Raw genomic sequence first — 19992 nt, forward strand, 5'->3', positions numbered from 1 at the left:
CCAGCAGCCGGCGGTGCAGCCCGTCCAGTTGTTCATCGAGCGCGGCGAGCGTCCAACGCGGTGGCGATCTGCACCTGCCCGGCCGGGGACAGCTGGGTCGCCGCGACCGTCCGCAACATCTCACGGCCCTGCGCGGTGCGCAGGTCGCCCGACTGCGAGGCACCCTGGTGGAACAGGACCGCGTGGATGCGCTGCACCCAGGCGGTGTGCTCGACCCGCAATGCCCGGTAGGTCTCCAGCAGCGCCCGGCACTCCAGGACGTGGCCCGGCGGGATCCAGCACTCCGGCAGCCGCCCGTCGGCCAACGTCTGCCGCAGGTGCCGCGAGTCGGTCTTGTCGGTCTTGTCGGTCTTGGGGTGCCGCTTGCGGCCCCGCAACGCGGCCGTGTCGGCGGGCTCGGCCAGATGCGCCACCAGCCCTGCGCGGGCGAGTTCCTCGGCCACATACCGCCATCCCGTACACCCCTCCAGCGCGAACTCGACATCACCCCGCCCGCCGAACCGCTCCGCCAGCCACCCGGCCAGCTGCCCCCGATCGGCTGGCGCGATCTGGCCACACCGCACCTGCCCGGTCTCGACATCGAGATAGTCGAACGTGATCTGCTTCCGGTGGATGTCGAACCCTCCTACGATGGACATCGGGACCTCCTCAAGCTCCCAACGGGCGCACCAGCGCCCGCAACGCAAACGGATAGATACAACCGATGATGATGCGTCTGAGCTGAGGAGGTCTCCTCAACAGCGCACCAAAACCCCAGCCGCTACCGCGGCAGCCGATGCATGTCATCTTTGTGCACCGCCCGGTCAGCTACTCCCGAGTAGAACGCTCAGGCGGTGCACAGAGTGGGTGGCCTCACCTTGCCAAGGGATTTGTATTCAGCGGCGTACGCGGTAGCGGAGGTGGGTGGCTTCCGGGGTGTCGACGACGCGAACGATCTCTAGCTCGATGCGCGACGGTAGTACGTCGAAGAGGCGGCGGCCGTTGCCGAAGAGCACGGGGATCTGGTGGATCTGGAGTTCGTCCAGTACTCCGGCCTCGAGGGCGCTTTGTGCTGTGTAGGCGCCGTGGACCAGCACGTGGCGATCTCCGGCTGCTTCCTTCGCCTGGGCCATCGCGCTGGCGATCCCGCCGTTGACGTAGGTGACCTTGGGGTACTTCGCAGCCGACGGGCCGGGCGGTCGATGGCTGGGAACGAAGATCTGTACGCCGCGCCGCTCCCCACTCCAGTGGTCGACCTGCTCCACGGTGTTGCGGCCCGCGACGATGGCGCCGTATCCCTCCATCTCGTCGTACACCTCTCCAGCCGGGCCATTCGGGCGGCCGAACTCGCCATCTGGCGTAAGAAACCAGTCGTGCAACCGCATGAACTCGTCACCGCCCGGGTTCTCCGGGGTGTCGTTCGGACCTGCGATGAACCCATCGAGGGACATCGACATGTAGAGAACAGAGCTGGCCATCGGTCGTCTCCTTGGCTTGTCCGGCGCGGGCGGATCCGCGGTTTACCTCCAAACGAAGAGCGGCTCCCGATTTCGACAACGGGCCGGCGCCGAGGTTCTGGCCGGAGTACGCCGGGTGAGTGGTTGTGGTCGTCTTTGATCGAATGCTTTCGCAGTCTTGTTGCTGCCGCCCGCGGCGGATGACCTTGGTCTCTGCGCCTCTCGTCCGGAACGGAGGAGAGGACCTGGGCAACTCGGCAGTGGGAGGCAGCATGCTTCACAACATCCGGTGGCGACGGGCGGCATCCGTGGCGCTGGTGGTCGCGTCCATCTGGGCCAGCGCGCCCTACGTCGCCGCGTCGGTGAGTGATTCCGATCAGGCGGGAAAGGCCCCCGGGCTGTCCTTCGGGGACGACACCACCGCTTGGAGTGACATCGTCGTCGACGGCGACGACGTGGAGCGAGACGACGACGGTACGGCGTACAACGTCTTCGGTGGCTTCGGTTCGGTCTCCTGCAACAACACGTCGCGGCTGCTGCTCGACTACCGCGAGGAGAACCCGGCGGCGTACTGGCGGATCCTCAATCTGCTGTTCAACCGGCGGACCGGTGCGGGTCTCAACCACATCAAGGTGGAGCTCGGCTCGGACACCGACACCTCGTCAGGCGCCGAACCCGCGACGAAGCGCAGCGCGGACGAGCCGGCGAACGTACTTCGTGGCGCGGGCTTCCGGCTGATCGCGGATGCGAAGAAGATCAACCCGCAGCTCAAGGTGGAGGCGCTGCGCTGGGGCGAGCCGTCGTGGACGGGCAACCGGCCGGCCGACCGGTACCGGTGGTACAAGGAGACGATCGACGCCGCGTACGACACGTACGGCGTCAAGTTCGACTACCTCAGCCCGTCGCAGAACGAGCTGAACATGAATCACCTCGGCTCCGAACTCGGCTGGGTGGTCGACTTCGGGAAACGACTCGAAGCGGATGCGCGGGCCGGCGACGCCCGCTACGACTACTCCAAGATCAAGGTCGTCGCGATGGACTCCTACCGCAACGGCGAGACGGTCGCCGCGGCCATCTTGAAGAGTCCCGAGGCGCTCGGTCAGATCGATGCCATCGGCATCCATTACACGATCGGGGGTGGACCGAATCTCACCCGGCTCAACAAGGAGTACGGCAAGGAGGTCCTGTACTCCGAGGGTGTCGCGCCGATGATCGACCCGGAGTACCGCATCAACGCCCAGCCCGAGCGGGGCGGGATCGGCGGAACCGTCGGTGCGGTCGACATCGCGGACCGGTTCATCAACGGCTACCGGTGGTCCGGCTCCGGTGACAACCCGGCGCACATGACCTCCTTCCTCTTTCAGCCGGCCGTTAGCGCCCTGTACGAGGGATCGTCGTACTCGCCTAAGCACCTGATCCGGGCCTCCGACCCGTGGTCCGGCTATTACGAGGGTGGCGTCGGGATCAACCTCGTGCGGCACTTCATGCAGTTCATCGACGAGGGGTGGGAGTACATCGAGGGCGCCAGTTATGGGGACGGGACGTTCGCCGACGGTGGTACCGCGGTCGACTCGAGCACCCGGACGTACCTGACCCTGCGGGAGCCGGCCAAGCGGGCCAACGGTCCTGGCACCGACTTCACCCAGGTCCACGCCAACAACACCGGCAAGGCCAGGTACTTCGAGGTCAAGGTGACCGATCTCGGTACCAAAGCTGCGACGCCGCTGCACCTGTGGCAGACCAAAGGACCGGACAACGCCGCCACGCAACCGGTCGATGTGAACCACTTCCAGAACCTCGGGTACGTCACGCCGGTGCGCACGGAGACCGGCGACAACGGCAGCCGGTACTCCGTGTACCGCATCAAGGTCGAGCCGTACTCGATCCTGACCATGTCGTCACTGGCCCGCGGAATCCACCGCTCGGCCAAGGAGTACGTCGCCGGCGAGTACGCGCCGAAGGCCGGGAACTCACCGCTTGGGCTCCCGTACTCCGACGACTTCGAGTACGCCGGCTACCTGACCGAGAACGTCAACGGCGTCGACCTGAGCTACCTGGAGCGGCGTGGCGGAACCCCGCGCTACACGGCCGACCAGAACGGCGCCTTCGAGGTGGTCGAATCCGGCGGCGGCAACGTCCTCCAGCAACGGATTCACGCGGACAACCGCGGCTATACCTGGAACGCCTGGGGCGACGGTTCCCAGAACCGTCTCTCGACAGCCACACCGGCGACGATTCTCGGCGACCACACATGGGCGAACTATCGCGCGTCGATCGACGTACGCTTCGACGGGCGCGTCCGCAACCCTGCCCTTCCCAACTTCGCCGGGCTCGGGGTACGGCAAGTGGTCACCCAGGGATCGGATCTCGCGGCCTACGCGCTGCGCCTATCCCCAGCGGGCGGCTGGCAACTGCGTAAGCTCGACACGGTCGTTGCTTCGGGCACCATTGCGGACTTCGACTCGGACGCCTGGCACCGCATCTCGCTGGAGGCAAAGGAAAATCAGCTCGTCCCGGCGGTCGATGGTTCCGAACTGACGACCTGGACCGACGCGGCACCGAACCCGGTGATGGCAGGTCGCATCGCGTTGACGTCCGGCTACTACCAGAACAGCTGGGACAACCTTTCCGTCGTACCGGTCGAGGGGCACGCCTGGCGTTCGGACAAGCTGGACGACACAGCATCCGGCCTCATGTACTCCGGTGCGGCGCAGTTCCAGCAGGTGGGCTTCGCGAACTACAACAGAACGCTGCATGTGCTCAGCCCGGGTGCGTCGTTGACGGTGCCGTTCCGCGGCACGGGGCTCAATATCTTCGGGGCAACTGCACGCGCCACGGTGGATGTGTCTGTCGACGGTGGCCCCGCCCAGCGGATCGCGGTCGGGCCGACCGGCATCCGCCAGACGTCGTACTGGCTCCGCGGACTGACAGCGAACAATTCGCACACGCTGAAAGTCACCGTCGTGACAGGAACATTCACCACCGACGGCGTCGACGTCCTGGCCGGGCCGGGGTAACACCAGGCAGCCTGATCGGCCCCGGGAGAGGCCGGACCGCCAGCACTACTGAACCGGGTGCCGACACCCCGAAATACCCGATGGCAATCGATTGCCGCCGAGTTCAGTAGTGGTGGCGGTCCGCCTTCGCATGAGCCCGCGGCCACCGGCACCCCGACCACCCTGCTAAACGCCCGCTGCGATGCGTCCGAGCGAAAGCTGAAGACGCCGCCCTCAAGCTATCTGCGGAGCCGCTGCCCCGAGTCGACATGCGTCGCTGCCGCAGGGTCCCGCCGGAACCTTCGCCTCGCTGAACTGGGCGACAGGCAAGCACCCTCCTCCCGTGCACGGGTAAAACTCCGGCGCATCGACCAGAGACCCATCGGCGACCATGCACCCATCACCACCGCAGGGGTCGGGTGGCACAGCGATCCAACCTGCCTGAGCCACAGCGAGGCATAGATCTGAACCGCACCCGCGGGACTCCGGTTTCGCCGCCTCACCCGCGGACCGGCAGCCATCGCTGCCACAACCGCCAGGCGGGGCGGCCATAAACCGGAGCCCAACTACAGTCAGACACTCCCCCGAACCGCAGTTGTGCGCATCCATAGCCCTGGCTACCGGCTGACTCACGATCCGACATAGGTCACCGCCACACGGCTCAAGTGGCGCAGCCGAAGCGTGCGCAAGGTTCACCCCCACAGCCATGGCTACTCCCATCACGGTAACCATCAGGGAACGGCATACGGCGTGGAGCAGTGTCGAAGTCTTCATCGGATTCTCCTTGCTAGACGGCCTCGGTGCGCGCGAACCGCGCCTGCTCTCAGCTCATCGACCGGGCACTCGCCAAGCGTGAGGCAAGGCAATCTCACCGCCATTGCAAACATGTCTCACGGCAACGAGCACCGGCCAGTACGGCCCACTTTCACGCTATGGAGTCAGCCACAGGGCCGTCACCCACCGATGCTGTCCGCGAAGTCGCTGCCGAGCCCGGCGGCGATCGCCTACACCTTGGGCATGGCGAGCGACGTTCCTGTGTGGTGGCGACATCAGCTATCACACGCGTCGGTTCTTCCCACAGGGGATTCCATTGCCAAGCACGGCTGATGCGGGGGGTCAACCCCGCACTCGACGACCGCCGCCAACGACGTACCGGCTGAGCCCGCGCCCGGGTGGGCGGGAGCTAGGCGCCCAGGAACGAGGCAGGAGCGAGCGAGGCGCCGGGGTGGGGAGAATCAGAACGCGGGCTACTCGGCCCCAACGGCTCGCGCGGCCGTCAGTTGCCGACAAGACTCGATCTCATCGCTCAGATCGACTGCGTCAGGCGACGATAGCTGCGGCCGAGGGGTGCGGTCCCGCTGACAGCCACAAAGAGCTTTGCAAGAACCCGACCTAGCATCTACCTTTGAGGTATGGCCGAGATGCAGGAAGTGACGTTCACCGATCTGTTGCAGCGCCCGACCGAGACCGTCGAGAAGCTGAAGTCGAGCCGGCGACGGGCCCTGCGTGTGCACCGCCGCGGCACTGAGGACGATCTCGTCCTGACGACCGCTTCCCGGTCGGCCCAGGACGACCAACTGGTGGAGGTCGCGACCCGCCTCCTGCGGGCGATCATGAGCGATCCCGTCGTGCGATCAAGTCATCTCTTGGATCTTCTACCTCAGGTGTTCCCGTGGCTCCGGTTCCTCCCGGCCGGCGACCGGATCGAATTCGTTCGGGAACTGATCGCGGTGTGGGACGCCAGTCACGACGTCGACTCTCCGGCTCCTGTCCTTCAGCTGATCACCGAGTGGCGGAACACCGCACAGGTGTACGCCGACCCTGAACTGCTGAAGGTTCTGCGGTCGGAGGTCATCGAGGACGCCGGACCGGTCTCCGCCCCCGACGCGACCTCGTGAGCCCCGGCAAGAAGAACGATCGGGTCGCGCCGCCGGCAGAACCCGGTTGTTGGCTCCTGAAGTTCGGAACCACCGAGGCCGCCAAGGGCTGGGAAGACTTGGCCCGGCAGGCTGGCGCCAACCTCTGGACGGCGTACGAGACGATCCGGACCGATCCGACACCGTTTCCGACTACCACCCGGCACCATCGACTGAAGGGCAGCCTCGGCACGATCTGCGGGCTCGAGCAGTGGCAGTACGAGGTGACCGCCGGCGGGCGAATCTGGTACGTGGTCGATCCCGACAGCAAGACGGTGTGGATCAGGTGGGCAGGAACAGGACATCCGAAGGCCACGGATTAGCTCGTCCGACACGGCCGCGGTCGGGCGTCTGTCGCGCCACTCCCGAGCGGCCTGACCCTTCTGCCCAATAGGGGCTCACAGCAACAATTGCTACCGCGTGAACACCTCGGCGACAACCGCACGACCGGGCACCGGGCACCGGGCACCGGGCACCACATCAACTCACTCAAGCGGGCGATGCAGGAGCGAGCATGGCGCCAGCGCGGGACACCCAGCGACGGCGCACCACTCAACTCGCCTTCACCAAGCGGGCGACGGAGGAGCCCGCGATCCGGGGTGGGCGGGAGCTAGGCGCCGAGAGAGCGACGCAGGAGCGTGCGAGGCGCCGGCGTGGGGAGAACGACAGAACGCGGGCCCCGCCTAGTGAGGTAGGCGGGGCCCGCGTTCAGTGACTCAGAATTCGGAGCCTGCTGGGAGGTCCGGGGTTTCCGGGTCCTCAGGATCCGACGGCCCAGCCGCCAGGCCGAGTTCCGCGTTGCTCGCGAGCATCGGGTGCTTCGGCAGGACGCGGACCGTGTAGCCGAAAGGCCCGGTTCGATCCAGCTTCAGTTCGCCCTCAAAGCGGTGGCGGTTGCCTTCGTACGTCTCGGCCAGCGACAGCGACACCCGCACCGGGTCGGTGATCTCGTCCTCCGAGTTCACCCGCCCGTGCAGCGCCTCGACGTCGATGTCCGATGGCGTCAGATCGCCCAGCGTCACGAACGCCCGGATGCCGACCGTAGTACCAAGCTGCGGCACATCCCCCAGCCCCTGCAACTCCACGTGGTCGACGCGGATCTGCGACCAAGCGGCCCGCACCTGCTTCTTCCAGGTGGCGAGCTGGCGGGCACCCTCGTACGTCGAGTTGAGCTTCCGCGACGAGTGCGCCGCCGGGACATAGAGCTGCTCGACATAGTCCCGAACCATCCGGGTGGCGAGCACCTTCGGGCCGAGTTCCTTGATCGTGTGCCGGAGCATCTCGATCCAGCGGCCGGGGACCTCGCCGTCGTAGAAGCGCGGCGCGACCTGCTTCTCGATCAGGTCATACAAAGCGTGCGCCTCGAGGTCATCACGACGATCCGTGTCCTCGATACCTTCAGCAGACGGGATCGCCCAGCCGAACTCGTCGTCGTACCACTCGTCCCACCAGCCGTCGCGGATGGACAAGTTCAGAGCACCGTTCAGTGCCGCCTTCATGCCCGAGGTACCGCACGCCTCGTAGGGCCGCAGCGGGTTGTTCAGCCAGACGTCGCAGCCCGGGTACATCGGCTGCGCGAGCGCGATGTCGTAGTCGGGCACGAAGACGATCCGGTGCCGGACCTCTGGGTCGTCGGCGAAGCGGACCATTTCCTGGATCAGCTTCTTGCCGCCCTCGTCGGCCGGGTGCGCCTTGCCCGCGATCACGATCTGGATCGGCCGGGTCGGGTGCAGCAGCATCGCCTTCAGCCGGGCGGGGTCGCGCAGCATCAGCGTCAGCCGCTTGTACGACGGTACGCGGCGGGCGAAGCCCATCGTCAGGACGTCGGGGTCGAGGATCGAGTCGACCCAGCCGAGCTCGGCCTCGCTGGCGCCGCGGTTCACCCAGGAGGCGCGGACGCGGGCGCGGGTGTCGTCGATGAAGCGCTGCCGCAGCATCCGCTTCGTCTCCCACAGCTGAGCGTCGGTGGTCTTGTCCAGACCCTCGAACATCTCCTCGGAATCACCCTGGTCGGCGGCCGCGTAGGTCAGGCCGGAGATCTCCCGGGCCACCCAGGTCGGCGCGTGTACGCCGTTGGTGATCGAGGTGATCGGTACGTCGGCCGGGTCGAAGCTCGGCCACAGGCCGGCGAACATGCCCCGGCTGACGACACCGTGCAGCTTGGAGACGCCGTTGGCGCGCTGGGCCAGTCGCAGACCCATGATCGCCATGTTGAAGACGCCCGGGTCGCCGCCTTCGAAGTCCTCGGCGCCGAGCGCGAGGATCCGGTCGATCGGTACGCCGTCGCCGAACGCGTCCGGCGAGAAGTGCTGCTGGATCAGCTCGACCGGGAAGCGGTCGATACCGGCCGGGACCGGCGTGTGGGTGGTGAAGACGGTGCCGCCGCGGGCCACCTCGAGCGCGGTGTCGAAGTCGAGGCCCTGGTCGGCGGCGAGCTCGCGGATCCGCTCGATGCCGAGGAAACCGGCGTGGCCTTCGTTGGTGTGGAACACCTCAGGGGCCGCATGCCCGGTGATCCGGCAGTACTCGCGCACCGCGCGGACACCGCCGACACCCAGCAGGAGCTCCTGCAGCAGCCGGTGCTCGGTCGTACCGCCGTACAGGCGGTCGGTGACCTCGCGCTCGGCGGCCTCGTTGTCCTCCATGTCGGAGTCGAGCATCAGCAGCGGCACCCGGCCGACCTGGGCGACCCAGATCTGCGCGCACAGCTTGCGGCCGCCGGGCAGCGTCACGTTGATGGTGGCCGGAGCGTCGCCGTCGCGGAGCAGGCTGATCGGCAGCCCGTCCGGGTCGACGAGCGGGTACCGCTCTTGCTGCCAGCCCTCGCGGTTCAGCGACTGACCGAAGTAGCCGTGCCGGTAGAGCAGGCCGACACCGATCAGCGGGACACCGAGGTCGCTCGCGGCCTTCAGGTGGTCACCCGCCAGGATGCCGAGCCCACCGGAGTACTGCGGCAGCACGTGGGTGATGCCGTACTCCGGGGAGAAGTAGGCCACCGAGTTGACCGGCGTACCGGCTTCGGCCTGGAACCAGCGGTCGTCGGTCACGTAGCCGGTCAGGTCGGCTACGGCCAGTTCGAGCCGGCGCAGGAAGGCTTGGTCGTTGGCCAGCTCGTCGAGCCGGGCCGCCGGGACCTCACCGAGGAGCCGGACCGGGTCACCACCGGTACTGCGCCACAACTGCGGGTCGACAGCCTCGAAAACGTCTTGCGTCTCGGGGTGCCAGGCCCAGCGCAAGTTGTTCACCAGGGTGCCGAGACCGGTCAGCGGCTCGGGCAGGACAGGGCGGACGGAGAATCGTCGTATCGCTCGCACCGGGACACCGTACCGGCCTCAGCAGCTCGGAGCACGCCCGGGATGCATCGATTTTGCAACGCGAGCAAGATCTTGCAGAACGAACCCCATCACCACCACCCCCCAAACCCTTCGATCATTCGTCGCCTTTTTACCCGCTGGGGCACCGGTAGCCGACCGCACTTCGAGACGGCGGGTAAAAAGGCGACGAATGATCGAAGGGTGCATGGCGCGCGCCGGGCTTGGGAACCGATACCGTCAGTGCTGTACTTCTCTGTCCCCGCGAGTCGGAAAGCGAAGGTTCGTTAACTCCATGACTGGGCGCATCCCGATCACCGACGTCAGCCCGACCGTCGACGCCGGAGCGTATCCGGCCAAGTCGTCAGTCGGAGAGACCTTCACCATCGCGGCCACCGTGTTCCGCGAGGGACACGACGCGGTGAACGCGAACGTCGTACTGACGTCGCCGACGGGACAGACCAGACGGATGCTGATGACGCCGGTCGGGCAGGGCACGGACCGCTGGACGGTCGACGTCACCCTGCAGGAGCAGGGCGCGTGGACCTTCGCGGTCGAGGGCTGGAGCGACCCGTACGGGACGTGGCGGCACAACGCCGAGATCAAGATCCCGGCCGGGATCGACACCGACCTGATGTTCGCCGAGGGCGCGGCCTTCTTCGATCGCGCCGCGGCCGGCGTGCCGCCCGCAGTACGGGTTGATCGGTCGACGTTGAGCGATGCCGCGCAGGCGCTGGCGAACGGCGCGTTGCCGGCCGAGGCGCGACTGGCCGCGGGGATCTCGCCGCAGGTGCGCTCGGCGCTCGGTCGTTACCCGGTCCGCGAGCTGATCACCTCGTCGGAGACGTATCCGGTGTGGGTCGATCGCCAACTCGCCTTGTACGGCAGCTGGTACGAGTTCTTCCCGCGCTCCGAGGGCGCGACGTACGACGAAGAGAAGCAGGAGTGGATCTCCGGCACCTTCCGTACTGCGGCCGAGCGCCTCGACGCCGTCGCCGCGATGGGCTTCGACGTGCTCTACGTGCCGCCGGTCCACCCGATCGGCCAGTCGTACCGCAAGGGCCCGAACAACACCCTCGACCCGAAGCCGGGCGACCCGGGATCACCGTGGGCGATCGGCAGTGCCGACGGCGGCCACGACGCGATCCATCCCGAGCTCGGCACCTTCGAGGACTTCGACGCGTTCGTCGCCCGGGCGCGCGAGCTCGGCCTCGAAGTCGCCATCGACTTCGCCCTGCAGGCCTCGCCGGACCACCCCTGGGTGACCGAGCACCCGAAATGGTTCAACGTCCGCGCCGACGGCTCGATCGCGTACGCCGAGAACCCGCCGAAGAAGTACCAGGACATCTACCCGATCAACTTCGACAACGATCCCGAAGGCATCTACGCCGAGATCCTGCGGGTGTTGAAGCTGTGGATCGCGCACGGTGTCACCGTGTTCCGGGTCGACAACCCGCACACCAAGCCGGTCAACTTCTGGGAGTGGCTGCTCGGCGAGATCCGGAAGACCGACCCGGACGTGATCTTCCTGTCCGAGGCGTTCACCCGCCGGCCGATGATGCGCGAGCTGGCGAAGGTCGGTTTCCACCAGTCGTACACGTACTTCACCTGGCGCAACGAGAAGTGGGAGCTGGAGGAGTACCTGCAGGAACTGACGAAGGAGACGGGCCACTTCCTGCGGCCGAACTTCTTCGTGAACACGCCCGACATCCTGACGGCGTACCTGCAGTACGGCGGTCCGGGCGCGTTCAAGATCCGTGCGGCGATCGCGGCCACGTCGTCACCGGCGTGGGGCGTCTACGCGGGCTTCGAGTTGTATGAGCACGTCGCGCTGCGGCCGGGCTCCGAGGAGTACCTGGACACCGAGAAGTTCCAGCTGCGCCCGCGCGACTGGGAGGCTGCCGCGGCGGAGAACCGCACGCTGGCGCCGTACCTGACGCTGCTCAACAACATCCGTCGCAGGCACCCCGCGCTGCAGCAGTTGCGCAACCTGAGCCTGCACTCGGTCGACGACGAAGCGATCATGTGCTTCTCCAAGCGCGTCACCGGACCCGACGGCCACAGTGACACGGTCATCGTCGTGGTGAACACCGACCCGCACTCGGTCCGCGAGTCCGTCGTCCACCTCGACATGGCCGCGCTTGGCATGCGCCCCGAGGACACCTTCACCGTGTACGACGAGGTCACGGGTGCGACTTGGCGCTGGGGCCAGCAGAACTACGTGAAGCTCGACCCGAACGGCGATCCCGCCCACATCCTCGCGGTACGGCGCGGCCAGGCCTGATCAGGTGAGATCATCGCCCTCACACGAGTGAGGTGGGGGGCGATGATGAAGATTCGTGAACGGGTCTCACCGGAGACACGTCTGAAGACGGGCTGGCTGTTTCCGGCGATCGCGAGTTTCGTGCTGTCGGAGTTCACCACCGGCGGCGTGGAGAAGGTGATCAGCCGCACGGACCAGGTCGGCATGGGCGTGTTTACGCTGATCGGAATCCTGACCGGGGTGCTGTGGCAGTGGTACAGCCCTCGCGATCTCGCCGAGCGGCTCTCCGTTCCGGCCGGTTTGCTTGTGCTGGTTGTCGTGCTGTCTATGCTGCCGTTCGGCGAGATGGTCAGCCGCGGGCCTGACTACTTCTATCTGTTCCCGCTCGGCCTCGTCGCGGGCCTGGTGCTCACCACTCGCTGGCAGCAATTACGCGCCGAGGACTAGAGCGGGACGGTCTCCGGGTACTTCAGGCCGGTACCGGTGTTGAGGGCAACTACTTGCTCGTCGGCCTTGATCCAGCCGGAGGTTCTTAGTTGCCGGATCGCGGCAAAGTTGGCCGCGCCCTCAGGACAGATGAAGGCGCCTTCAAGTTCGGCGACTCGACGTTCAGCGGCGAGGATGTCTTCGTCGTCGACGGCAACGGCGCAGCCGTCGGTCTCCGCAATCGCTTGCAGGACAAGGAAATCACCGAGCGCCTTCGGCACAGTGATGCCAAAGGCAACAGTCTTCGCATCCGGCCAAGGCTCGCTCTCGAGCAACCCCTTCTCGAACGCCTGCACGATCGGCGCGCACCCAGTCGCCTGTACTGCGACCAGCCGCGGCATCGGCTCGTCGACCCAGCCCAGCGACGCCAGCTCCGCGAGCGCCTTCCAGATCCCGATCAGCCCGACTCCCCCACCGGTCGGATAGAGGATCACGTCCGGCAACTTCCAGCCGAGTTGCTCCGCGATCTCCAGCCCCATCGTCTTCTTGCCCTCGATCCGATAGGGCTCCTTCAACGTCGACACATCCTGGTACCCGCCGCGCGTCGCCAACTGCTCGCGCACCCACGCGCCCGCGTCACCGATCAGCCCGTCGATCAGCTTCAGTTCCGCACCGACCACCGTCACCTCGCGCCGGCAGATCTCCGGCGCCGCGATCGGCATCGCGATCAGCGCATCCATCCCAGCGCGCGCCGCGTACGTCGCCCACGCCGACCCGGCGTTCCCATTCGTCGGCATCGCGATCTTCCGTACGCCGACCTCCCGCGCCCGCGACACCCCGACGGCAGCGCCTCGCGCCTTGAACGTCCCGGTCGGGATCAGCCCTTCGTCCTTCATCAACAGCCGTTCGACCCCCAACTCACGCCCATAAGCAGGCAAGGCGAGCAGCGGCGTCATCCCCTCCCCCAGGCTGATCACGTTCTCCGCCGACCGCACCGGCAGCAACTCGTGGTACCGCCACAGATCCGCCGGCCGCGACGCGAGCTCCTCTTTGCGCAACCCGGCTCGCACCTCCTCGAGGTCGTACCGGGCCAGCAGCGGCGACCCGCAGGAGCACAACCCGATCACCTGATCGGCGTCATGGGTAAGGCCGCACTTGGGACAGTCGAGGTGACTCAAGCTGGAGAAGCGCACGCTTCCAGACGCTACCCGCTACAGAACTGCCAGCAGTTTGCGGAGAGTGTCGCGGGCCTGGTCGAGGTCGGCGATGGTGACGCCTGCGCGGGTCATGCGCTGGGAGCGATCGGCGTCCGAGTCGGCGATGATCGCGTGCAGCGTCTGACGACCGGCGTCGGTGAGCGAGTGCATCGGGGATCGCAGGTGGTCCGGGTTTTCCGACCTCTCGACCATGCCTTCGGCAACCAACTCGTCGGCCACCCGCTGGACGCTCTGCCGGACCAGTCCAAGCCGCCGTGCGATCGCCGGCACCGTGTACGGCTGGTCCGACAGCACACTCATCAGGTGCCAGCGAGCCACCGTCTGCCCGTGCTCAGCCGCCGTCTGCTCGCTGCTACGCCGGGACAGCCCGGCCAGCTCGTAGACGTCCGCGATCAGCAACCGGTAACTCTCAGCCCTTGTCACCTTGACAGCCTACTGTCAACCAGCGCGCAGCCCCGTGACCGACGGACGCTGGTGGTCGGTGAGCCGGAAGCCGGTACCGCGGACGGCGTCGATGGTGACCGTGGTGCCCAGCTCGTCGAGCTTGCGGCGGACCCGCTTCACCAGCGAGTGGACGTCCGCAGTACCGCGCAGGTGGCGGTTCCGCCAGACCGCCTGATGCAGAGCCTCATAGGTCCACACCCGCAGCGGTTCGGTCATCAGCCAGGTGAGCAGGTCGTGCTCGAGGTCGGTCAGCGGAACCTCCCGGCCACACCACTTGGCCACCGACCGCGCCGAGTCGATCGTCAGCACGTCGGCCTCCGGGCTGTCCCCTTCGGTACGCCGGCGGGCCACCGTCCGGGCCGGCGGATCGGCCTCCGACTCGGGTTCGGGCGGCTCGGGCTGCTCCGGCGGTACCGGCGGCGGTTGCTGCGCGGGAGCGATCAGCTTGCGCAGCTCATCCAGGCTGGAGACGAGCAGCAGTGGCGCGACATCGTCGACGAGCTCAGCGAGCCGGACCCGTTCCTCCAGCGACGCCGCCACCGCGATCAGCAGTGGAAACGGCTCCTGGGCGGAACCGGTCAGATCGAGGGCGCCGTCGTTCGGGGCGGGGACACGGGCGGTGACCATCTGATCACGATGTCAACGCTTGCCTTTAATCGTCAACGCATTGACAAGCATTGGCGAAACTTGCCTCGATGCAGCCAACCGGCAGTGACATGTTGCTCACCAAGTGTGCTTGTTCAGACCTTTGCATGACACATAGTGTCCTCGTCAGGCTCTCGGCGTAACACGTCGCGACCTGGGGGGCACGGAGCGTTCGCAGAACCGGTTCACCACACACCTGCCTGCGGCGCCATGCACCTCTGCACCATGACTCGGGGGAGTCGACTCGGGGTCGTACAAGTGAGGGGCTGCAGAGATGTCACATCCACGTAAGAGGGGACTTGCCAGATCGCTGGTGAGTGCCCTGGCGGCGGTGGCCGTCATCAGCACTGGGCTGGCCGCCTCCGGCCTGGCCCAAGCGGCACCACCCAGCAAGCCTGGCGCGACGCCCGCGCCGGCCTCAAAGATCAAGCCTGACCTGCTGTCGAAACTGGAAGGCGCGGACGCCAAGGAGGCGACCGACTTCTGGGTCCGGTTCAGCGCCAAGGCCGACCTGAGCAAGGCCTCCGCCATCACGGACTGGACCGAGCGCGGCACCGCCGTCGCCGCCGCGCTGCGCAAGACCGCCGCGGAGAGCCAGGCAGGAGTCAAGGCCGAGCTCGATACTCAGCACGCGCAGTACAAGACCTTCTGGGGCACCAACGCGATCGTCGTCAAGGGCGGATCGCTGGAGCTGGCGCAGAGCCTGGCCGGCCACGCAGAGGTCGAGGGGATCTACAACCCGGTCAAGTACGAGGTGCCGGAGACCAGCCAGGGCACCAACCAGAACGAGATCAACGCGGTCGAGTGGGGCATCGCCAACGTCAAGGCCGACCAGGTCTGGTCGCAGTACGGCGACAAGGGTGCGGGCATCGTCATCGCCAACATCGACACCGGCGTGCAGTACGACCACCCGTCACTGGTGAACCAGTACCGCGGCAAGCTGCCCAACGGCACCTTCGACCACAACTACAACTGGTTCAACGCCGCCGGCACCTGTGCGGCCGCGCCCTGTGACACCAACGGCCACGGCACCCACACGATGGGCACCATGGCCGGCGACGACGGCGCCGCCAACCAGATCGGCGTCGCACCGGCCGTCAAGTGGATCGCCGCCAACGGCTGCTGCCCGAGCGACGAGGCACTGATCTCGTCCGGCGAGTGGATGCTCGAGCCGACCAACCTCGCCGGGACGAACCCGGACGCGAGCAAGCGGCCGAACATCGTCAACAACTCGTGGGGCAGCAGGCTGCCGTCCAACGATCCGTTCATGGAGGACGTCACCCTCGCCTGGGCCGCGTCCGGCATCTTCGGTGTCTTCTCGAACGGCAACAGCGGCTCCGCTTGTAACACCAGCGGCTCCCCCGGCAGCTCGACCAGCAACTACTCCGTCGGCGCCTACGACATCAACAACAACATCGCCTCGTTCTCCGGCCGTGGTGCCGGGCAGAACGGCACGATCAAGCCGAACATCTCGGGCCCGGGCGTCAACGTCCGCTCCAGCGTTCCCGGAAACGGCTATGCGAGCTTCAACGGCACCTCGATGTCAGCTCCGCACCTCGCGGGCGTCGTCGCGCTGCTGTGGGCTGGTGCGCCGAGCCTGAAGGGCGACGTCGCGGCGACCCGCGCGCTGCTCGACGACACTGCGACCGACGCAGCCAGCACCCAGTGTGGCGGCACGACCGACGACAACAACGTGTTCGGTGAGGGCCGGCTCGACGCCCTCGCGCTGATGAACGCGGCGCCTGTCGGCGACACCGGCACGCTGAACGGCAAGGTGACCGCCACGGGTGGCGCCGCCATCGCCGGTGCCGCAGTGACGGTCAAGCAGACCGGTACGCCGGACAAGCAGCTGACCACCTCGACGGACGGCAGCTTCTCGGCCGTACTGCCCGCCGGTGACTACTCGCTCACCGTGGCCGCCTTCGGCTACAAGAGCCAGACCGGTACGGCGACCGTCACGGTGAACACCACGACGACGAAGAACTTCGCCCTGGAGGCCGCTCCGACGGTGAGCGTCGGCGGCACCATCACGGACGGCTCCGGCCACGGCTGGCCGCTGTACGCGAAGGTCAGCGTCGAGGGTCCCGGTGGCGTGTTCGACTACACCACCCCGACCAACGGCCGCTACTCCTTCAAGGTGCCCTCCAGCGCGGAGTACACGCTGAAGGTAGTGACCCAGCTGCCCGGTTACCAGACCGTCAGCCAGCCGATCACGGTCGGCGCGGGCAACCTGACCAAGAACGTGGCGGTGCCGGTCCGGACCGACGCGTGCAACACGGCGCCGGGGTACAAGTACGGCTCCGACGGCGTCTACGAGACGTTCGACGCCAAGACCGCGCCGAGCGGCTGGACCGTCGTCGACAACAAGGGCAACGGCCAGGTCTGGAAGTTCGAGGACGTCGGCAACCGCGGCAACCTGACCGGCTCGACCGGCGGCTTCGCGATCATCGACAGCGACAAGTACGGCTCCGGCGGGTCGCAGGACACCTCGCTGGTCAGTCCGGTCGTGGACCTGAGCGCGGTCACCGCTCCGAAGATCAAGTTCAACCAGGACTTCAACTACCTCGGAGGAGAGAAGGCCGAGGTCGACCTGTCCATCGACGGCGGTACCACCTGGACCAACGTTCTCACCCAGGCCGCGGACGTCCGTGGCGTCAAGGAGATCGCGATCCCGCAGGCGGCTGGACAGTCCGCAGTACAGGTCCGCTTCCACTACTACCTCGCTTCGTACGAGTGGTGGTGGGAGGTCGACAACGTCCTGATCGGCAGCCAGGTCAACTGCGTGCCGACCGGCGGCGGTCTCGTCGTCGGCAACGTCAAGGACGCCAACACCAACGGCTTCGTGAACGGCGCCGTCGTCAGCCGTGACGACAAGCCGGCCGAGACCGCGACCACCGTCGCCACCCCCGAAGACGCCGGCCTGGCCGACGGCTTCTACTGGCTCTACTCCGCTGACGACGGCTCGCACGGCTACACCGCCAAGGCAGGCAACTACACCAGCTCGCAGCAGTCGGTCACCGTCGAGGCGGACTGGGTCACCCAGGCCGACTACAGCCTCGCGGCCGGCCGGATCTCGGTCGCGCCGAGCGCGCTCGAGGCGAACCTGAGGCTGCCCGGCGGCAAGGTCACCAAGTCGTTCACCGTCACCAACACCGGTGGCGCGGACGTCGACCTGAAGTTCGGGGAGCGCGACGGCGGCTTCACGCTGAACAACGCCAACGGGACCAAGACCACGCAGTCCCAGGTCCTGAACAGCACCGGGGCCCCGCTGCAGCGTCTGCAGGTGGAGACTTCGTTCGGCAGCAAGCAGTCCGGCAAGATGGCCGGCCCGCCCGCCGTACGGAACCCGCTTGCGGCTCCGTGGACGGACATCGCCAACTACCCGGCGACCGTGATGGACAACCGGGTGGTCAACCTCGACGGCAAGGTCTACTCGATCGCGGGTGGCAACGGCAGCGCATCCACTGCCAACAGCTACGTGTACGACCCGGCCACCTTGGCCTGGACCGCGATCGCCCCGCTGCCGGGTGCTCGCAACGCCGTCACCGTCGGTGCGGTCAACGGCAAGATCATCGCCAGCTCTGGCTGGGGACCGTCCGGTCCTGACGCCGGTACCTGGTCGTACGACCCGGCCACCAACGCCTGGTCCGCAGTAGCCGCCAACCCGGCTCCGCGTGCGGCCGCCGGGCAGGCTGTCCTCGACGGCAAGCTGTACGCCATCGGTGGCTGCACCACGGCCGCCTGTACTCCGATGTCGAACTCCGTCGTCGCCTACGACGCGGCGGCGAACAGCTGGTCCACGCTTGCCAACTACCCGAAGTCGGTCGCGTTCGCATCCTGCGGCGCCATCGACGGCAAGCTCTACTGCTCCGGCGGCAACGACGGCGCCGTGGCTCAGAAGGCCGGCTACGTCTACGACCCGGGAGCGAACTCCTGGACCCCGATCGCCGACTCCCCGGCCGACCACTGGGCAGCGGCCTTCGCCGTCGCCGGTGGCAAGCTGCTCGTCGTCGGCGGTGTCCAGACCGGTGCCGTCACCAACGCCGGTTTCGCTTTCGACCCGGCGGCCGGCACCTGGGCCGCACTGCCGAACGCCAACCAGCCCCGCTACCGCGGTGGTGCGGCTTGTGGCTTCTACAAGGTCGGTGGCTCGTCCGGCGGCTTCACCGCGACCGTGAACAGTGAGGCCCTCCCCGGCCTCGAGAACTGCTCCGAGTCGTCGGCCGACGTCAGCTGGATGACGCTCGACAAGACCGAGGCCACCCTGGCCCCGGGCGAGCAGGTCATCGTCAAGGTGGGCCTGAGCGCCGCTGTCGACCAGCCGGGCACCTACACCGGTACGGTCACCATCGGCGAGAACACCCCGTACAGCGTGGCACCGGTCGACGTGAAGATGAACGTCACGCCGCCGACCACGTGGAGCAAGCTCGCGGGCACGGTCACCGGGGTCGCCATCTCCGGCACCACTGCTCCTCTCCCGGGCGCCACTGTCCAGGTCGACTCGTGGGCCCAGGAGTACACCTTCATCACCGACAAGGACGGCGGCTACGCCTACTGGCTGGACCGCCGCAACAACCCGCTGACCATGATCGCAGCCAAGGACGGCTACAAGCCGCAAACCAGGACGACCAGGCTGGTCAGTGGAGAAGTTGTCGTCGAGGACTTCGCTCTGAAGGCGACGCGGTAGTCCGCTAACTGAATAGCTGGTACGCCGGCCCCGGACAGGAGTTCCTGTCCGGGGCCGGTCCTACTTCCCACGCCGGCTCCCGCACGACACGAGTGCCCCTCGGCACAGCGCACAATTTGGCGTGGGGCTCCTTCGTCGCCTCGCTCGGCACGGACTCCCTTCGGCACAACGCACCAAGCGGCGTGGGCACCTTCGTCACCCGCTTGGCACGGGTGCCCTCAGCACGGCGTACCAGATGGCTTTGGCCGGACCTCGTGGGCACAAAGCGTGGGGCCAACTCCCCTTCGCGGGGTTCGCTCCCTGGCAGACCAAGGGGCGGACCACCCGCAGAGGGGTTAAGCCCCCTCAGCGCGTGCGGGTCACCATGCCGGAAAGCTCGCAGACCAACCCGCCAACCGGCACGGCTTCCCCAAACGCGGTGACCACTCCACCGAAGGCGACCAACCGCCGAAGGCTCAGGCAGTCTCGAGTTGCAGATCCTCGGGCTGGTCGTCGTACTCGCGGTCGAGGATCAGGGAGGCGGTGTCTTCGTCGACCTCCAGGCGGTGGGCGATCTTGCGCACTAGCTCGCGCAGATCGAACGTCGGGAGTACTACCCCAGCAACCTCCGACACCACGGGATCAGCCATATACGTCTAACGCGCGAACTGC

At 67.1% G+C, this 19992-nt stretch carries 13 protein-coding genes; 6 read left to right on the top strand and 7 right to left on the bottom strand.

The window, feature by feature from the left end; genetic code table 11:
* Nucleotides 1–32: 32 nt before the first annotated feature.
* Together A3ES_RS46610 and A3ES_RS0108295 are read right to left on the bottom strand one after the other, a co-directional pair.
* Nucleotides 33–638: a transposase gene (locus A3ES_RS46610; protein ID WP_020386329.1), complete on the bottom strand. Its 606-nt coding sequence runs from the start codon at nt 636–638 to the stop codon at nt 33–35.
* Nucleotides 639–875: 237 nt separating this feature from the next.
* Nucleotides 876–1457: a dihydrofolate reductase family protein gene (locus A3ES_RS0108295; RefSeq protein WP_020386330.1), complete on the bottom strand. Its 582-nt coding sequence runs from the start codon at nt 1455–1457 to the stop codon at nt 876–878.
* A 251-nt stretch (nt 1458–1708) separates the two neighbouring features.
* Between A3ES_RS0108295 and A3ES_RS0108300 the strand changes: the two genes are divergently transcribed.
* From A3ES_RS0108300 to A3ES_RS0108310, 3 genes are all read left to right on the top strand, one after another.
* Nucleotides 1709–4453: a glycoside hydrolase family 30 protein gene (locus A3ES_RS0108300; protein WP_020386331.1), complete on the top strand. Its 2745-nt coding sequence runs from the start codon at nt 1709–1711 to the stop codon at nt 4451–4453.
* Between the two features lie 1391 nt (nt 4454–5844).
* Nucleotides 5845–6330 carry a hypothetical protein gene (locus tag A3ES_RS0108305; RefSeq protein ID WP_020386332.1) on the top strand — a complete coding sequence of 162 codons (486 nt, stop codon included), beginning with the start codon at nt 5845–5847 and terminating at the stop codon, nt 6328–6330.
* Entirely contained in the window at nt 6327–6671 is a 345-nt protein-coding gene (locus A3ES_RS0108310; protein ID WP_020386333.1) for a hypothetical protein, read from the top strand. The genes A3ES_RS0108305 and A3ES_RS0108310 overlap by 4 nt, the downstream gene beginning before the upstream one ends.
* A 393-nt stretch (nt 6672–7064) precedes the next feature.
* Here A3ES_RS0108310 and glgP read toward each other — a convergent pair whose 3' ends face one another.
* On the bottom strand, nt 7065–9662 hold the full coding sequence (gene glgP, locus A3ES_RS0108315) for an alpha-glucan family phosphorylase (protein WP_020386334.1): 2598 nt from the start codon (nt 9660–9662) through the stop codon (nt 7065–7067).
* A gap of 292 nt (nt 9663–9954) precedes the next feature.
* Here glgP and A3ES_RS0108320 point away from each other — a divergent pair, with 292 nt between their 5' ends.
* Nucleotides 9955–11943 (top strand): alpha-1,4-glucan--maltose-1-phosphate maltosyltransferase, encoded by a 1989-nt coding sequence (locus A3ES_RS0108320; protein WP_020386335.1) that lies wholly within the window; start codon nt 9955–9957, stop codon nt 11941–11943.
* Nucleotides 11944–11985: 42 nt separating this feature from the next.
* Nucleotides 11986–12369 (top strand): hypothetical protein, encoded by a 384-nt coding sequence (locus tag A3ES_RS0108325; protein WP_020386336.1) that lies wholly within the window; start codon nt 11986–11988, stop codon nt 12367–12369.
* Here A3ES_RS0108325 and A3ES_RS46615 read toward each other — a convergent pair.
* The 3 genes from A3ES_RS46615 to A3ES_RS0108340 are packed head-to-tail and all read right to left on the bottom strand — an operon-like array spanning nt 12366 to nt 14636.
* On the bottom strand, nt 12366–13541 hold the full coding sequence (locus A3ES_RS46615) for a threonine synthase (protein WP_040454259.1): 1176 nt from the start codon (nt 13539–13541) through the stop codon (nt 12366–12368). The genes A3ES_RS0108325 and A3ES_RS46615 overlap by 4 nt on opposite strands.
* A gap of 18 nt (nt 13542–13559) precedes the next feature.
* On the bottom strand, nt 13560–13988 hold the full coding sequence (locus A3ES_RS0108335) for a MarR family winged helix-turn-helix transcriptional regulator (protein ID WP_040454260.1): 429 nt from the start codon (nt 13986–13988) through the stop codon (nt 13560–13562).
* A gap of 15 nt (nt 13989–14003) precedes the next feature.
* Nucleotides 14004–14636 carry a winged helix-turn-helix domain-containing protein gene (locus A3ES_RS0108340; protein WP_020386339.1) on the bottom strand — a complete coding sequence of 211 codons (633 nt, stop codon included), beginning with the start codon at nt 14634–14636 and terminating at the stop codon, nt 14004–14006.
* 331 nt (nt 14637–14967) lie between these two features.
* Between A3ES_RS0108340 and A3ES_RS0108345 the strand changes: the two genes are divergently transcribed.
* Entirely contained in the window at nt 14968–19341 is a 4374-nt protein-coding gene (locus tag A3ES_RS0108345; RefSeq protein WP_020386340.1) for a S8 family serine peptidase, read from the top strand.
* 455 nt (nt 19342–19796) lie between these two features.
* Here the strand turns inward: A3ES_RS0108345 and A3ES_RS53875 are convergent, their stop codons facing one another.
* Complete coding sequence (locus tag A3ES_RS53875) at nt 19797–19970, bottom strand: hypothetical protein (protein ID WP_157630398.1); 174 nt, start codon at nt 19968–19970, stop codon at nt 19797–19799.
* Between the last annotated feature and the right edge of the window lie 22 nt (nt 19971–19992).

This window comes from Kribbella catacumbae DSM 19601 (assembly GCF_000372465.1).
GTDB lineage: Bacteria > Actinomycetota > Actinomycetes > Propionibacteriales > Kribbellaceae > Kribbella > Kribbella catacumbae.

Excerpts from the sequence above, each read along its gene's own strand:
- A3ES_RS46610 (WP_020386329.1), bottom strand. The coding sequence starts at position 638 with ATGTCCATCGTAGGAGGGTTCGACATCCACCGGAAGCAGATCACGTTC.
- A3ES_RS0108295 (WP_020386330.1), bottom strand. The coding sequence starts at position 1,457 with ATGGCCAGCTCTGTTCTCTACATGTCGATGTCCCTCGATGGGTTCATC.
- A3ES_RS0108300 (WP_020386331.1), top strand. The coding sequence starts at position 1,709 with ATGCTTCACAACATCCGGTGGCGACGGGCGGCATCCGTGGCGCTGGTG.
- A3ES_RS0108305 (WP_020386332.1), top strand. The coding sequence starts at position 5,845 with ATGGCCGAGATGCAGGAAGTGACGTTCACCGATCTGTTGCAGCGCCCG.
- A3ES_RS0108320 (WP_020386335.1), top strand. The coding sequence starts at position 9,955 with ATGACTGGGCGCATCCCGATCACCGACGTCAGCCCGACCGTCGACGCC.
- A3ES_RS0108325 (WP_020386336.1), top strand. The coding sequence starts at position 11,986 with ATGATGAAGATTCGTGAACGGGTCTCACCGGAGACACGTCTGAAGACG.
- A3ES_RS0108340 (WP_020386339.1), bottom strand. The coding sequence starts at position 14,636 with ATGGTCACCGCCCGTGTCCCCGCCCCGAACGACGGCGCCCTCGATCTG.
- A3ES_RS53875 (WP_157630398.1), bottom strand. The coding sequence starts at position 19,970 with ATGGCTGATCCCGTGGTGTCGGAGGTTGCTGGGGTAGTACTCCCGACG.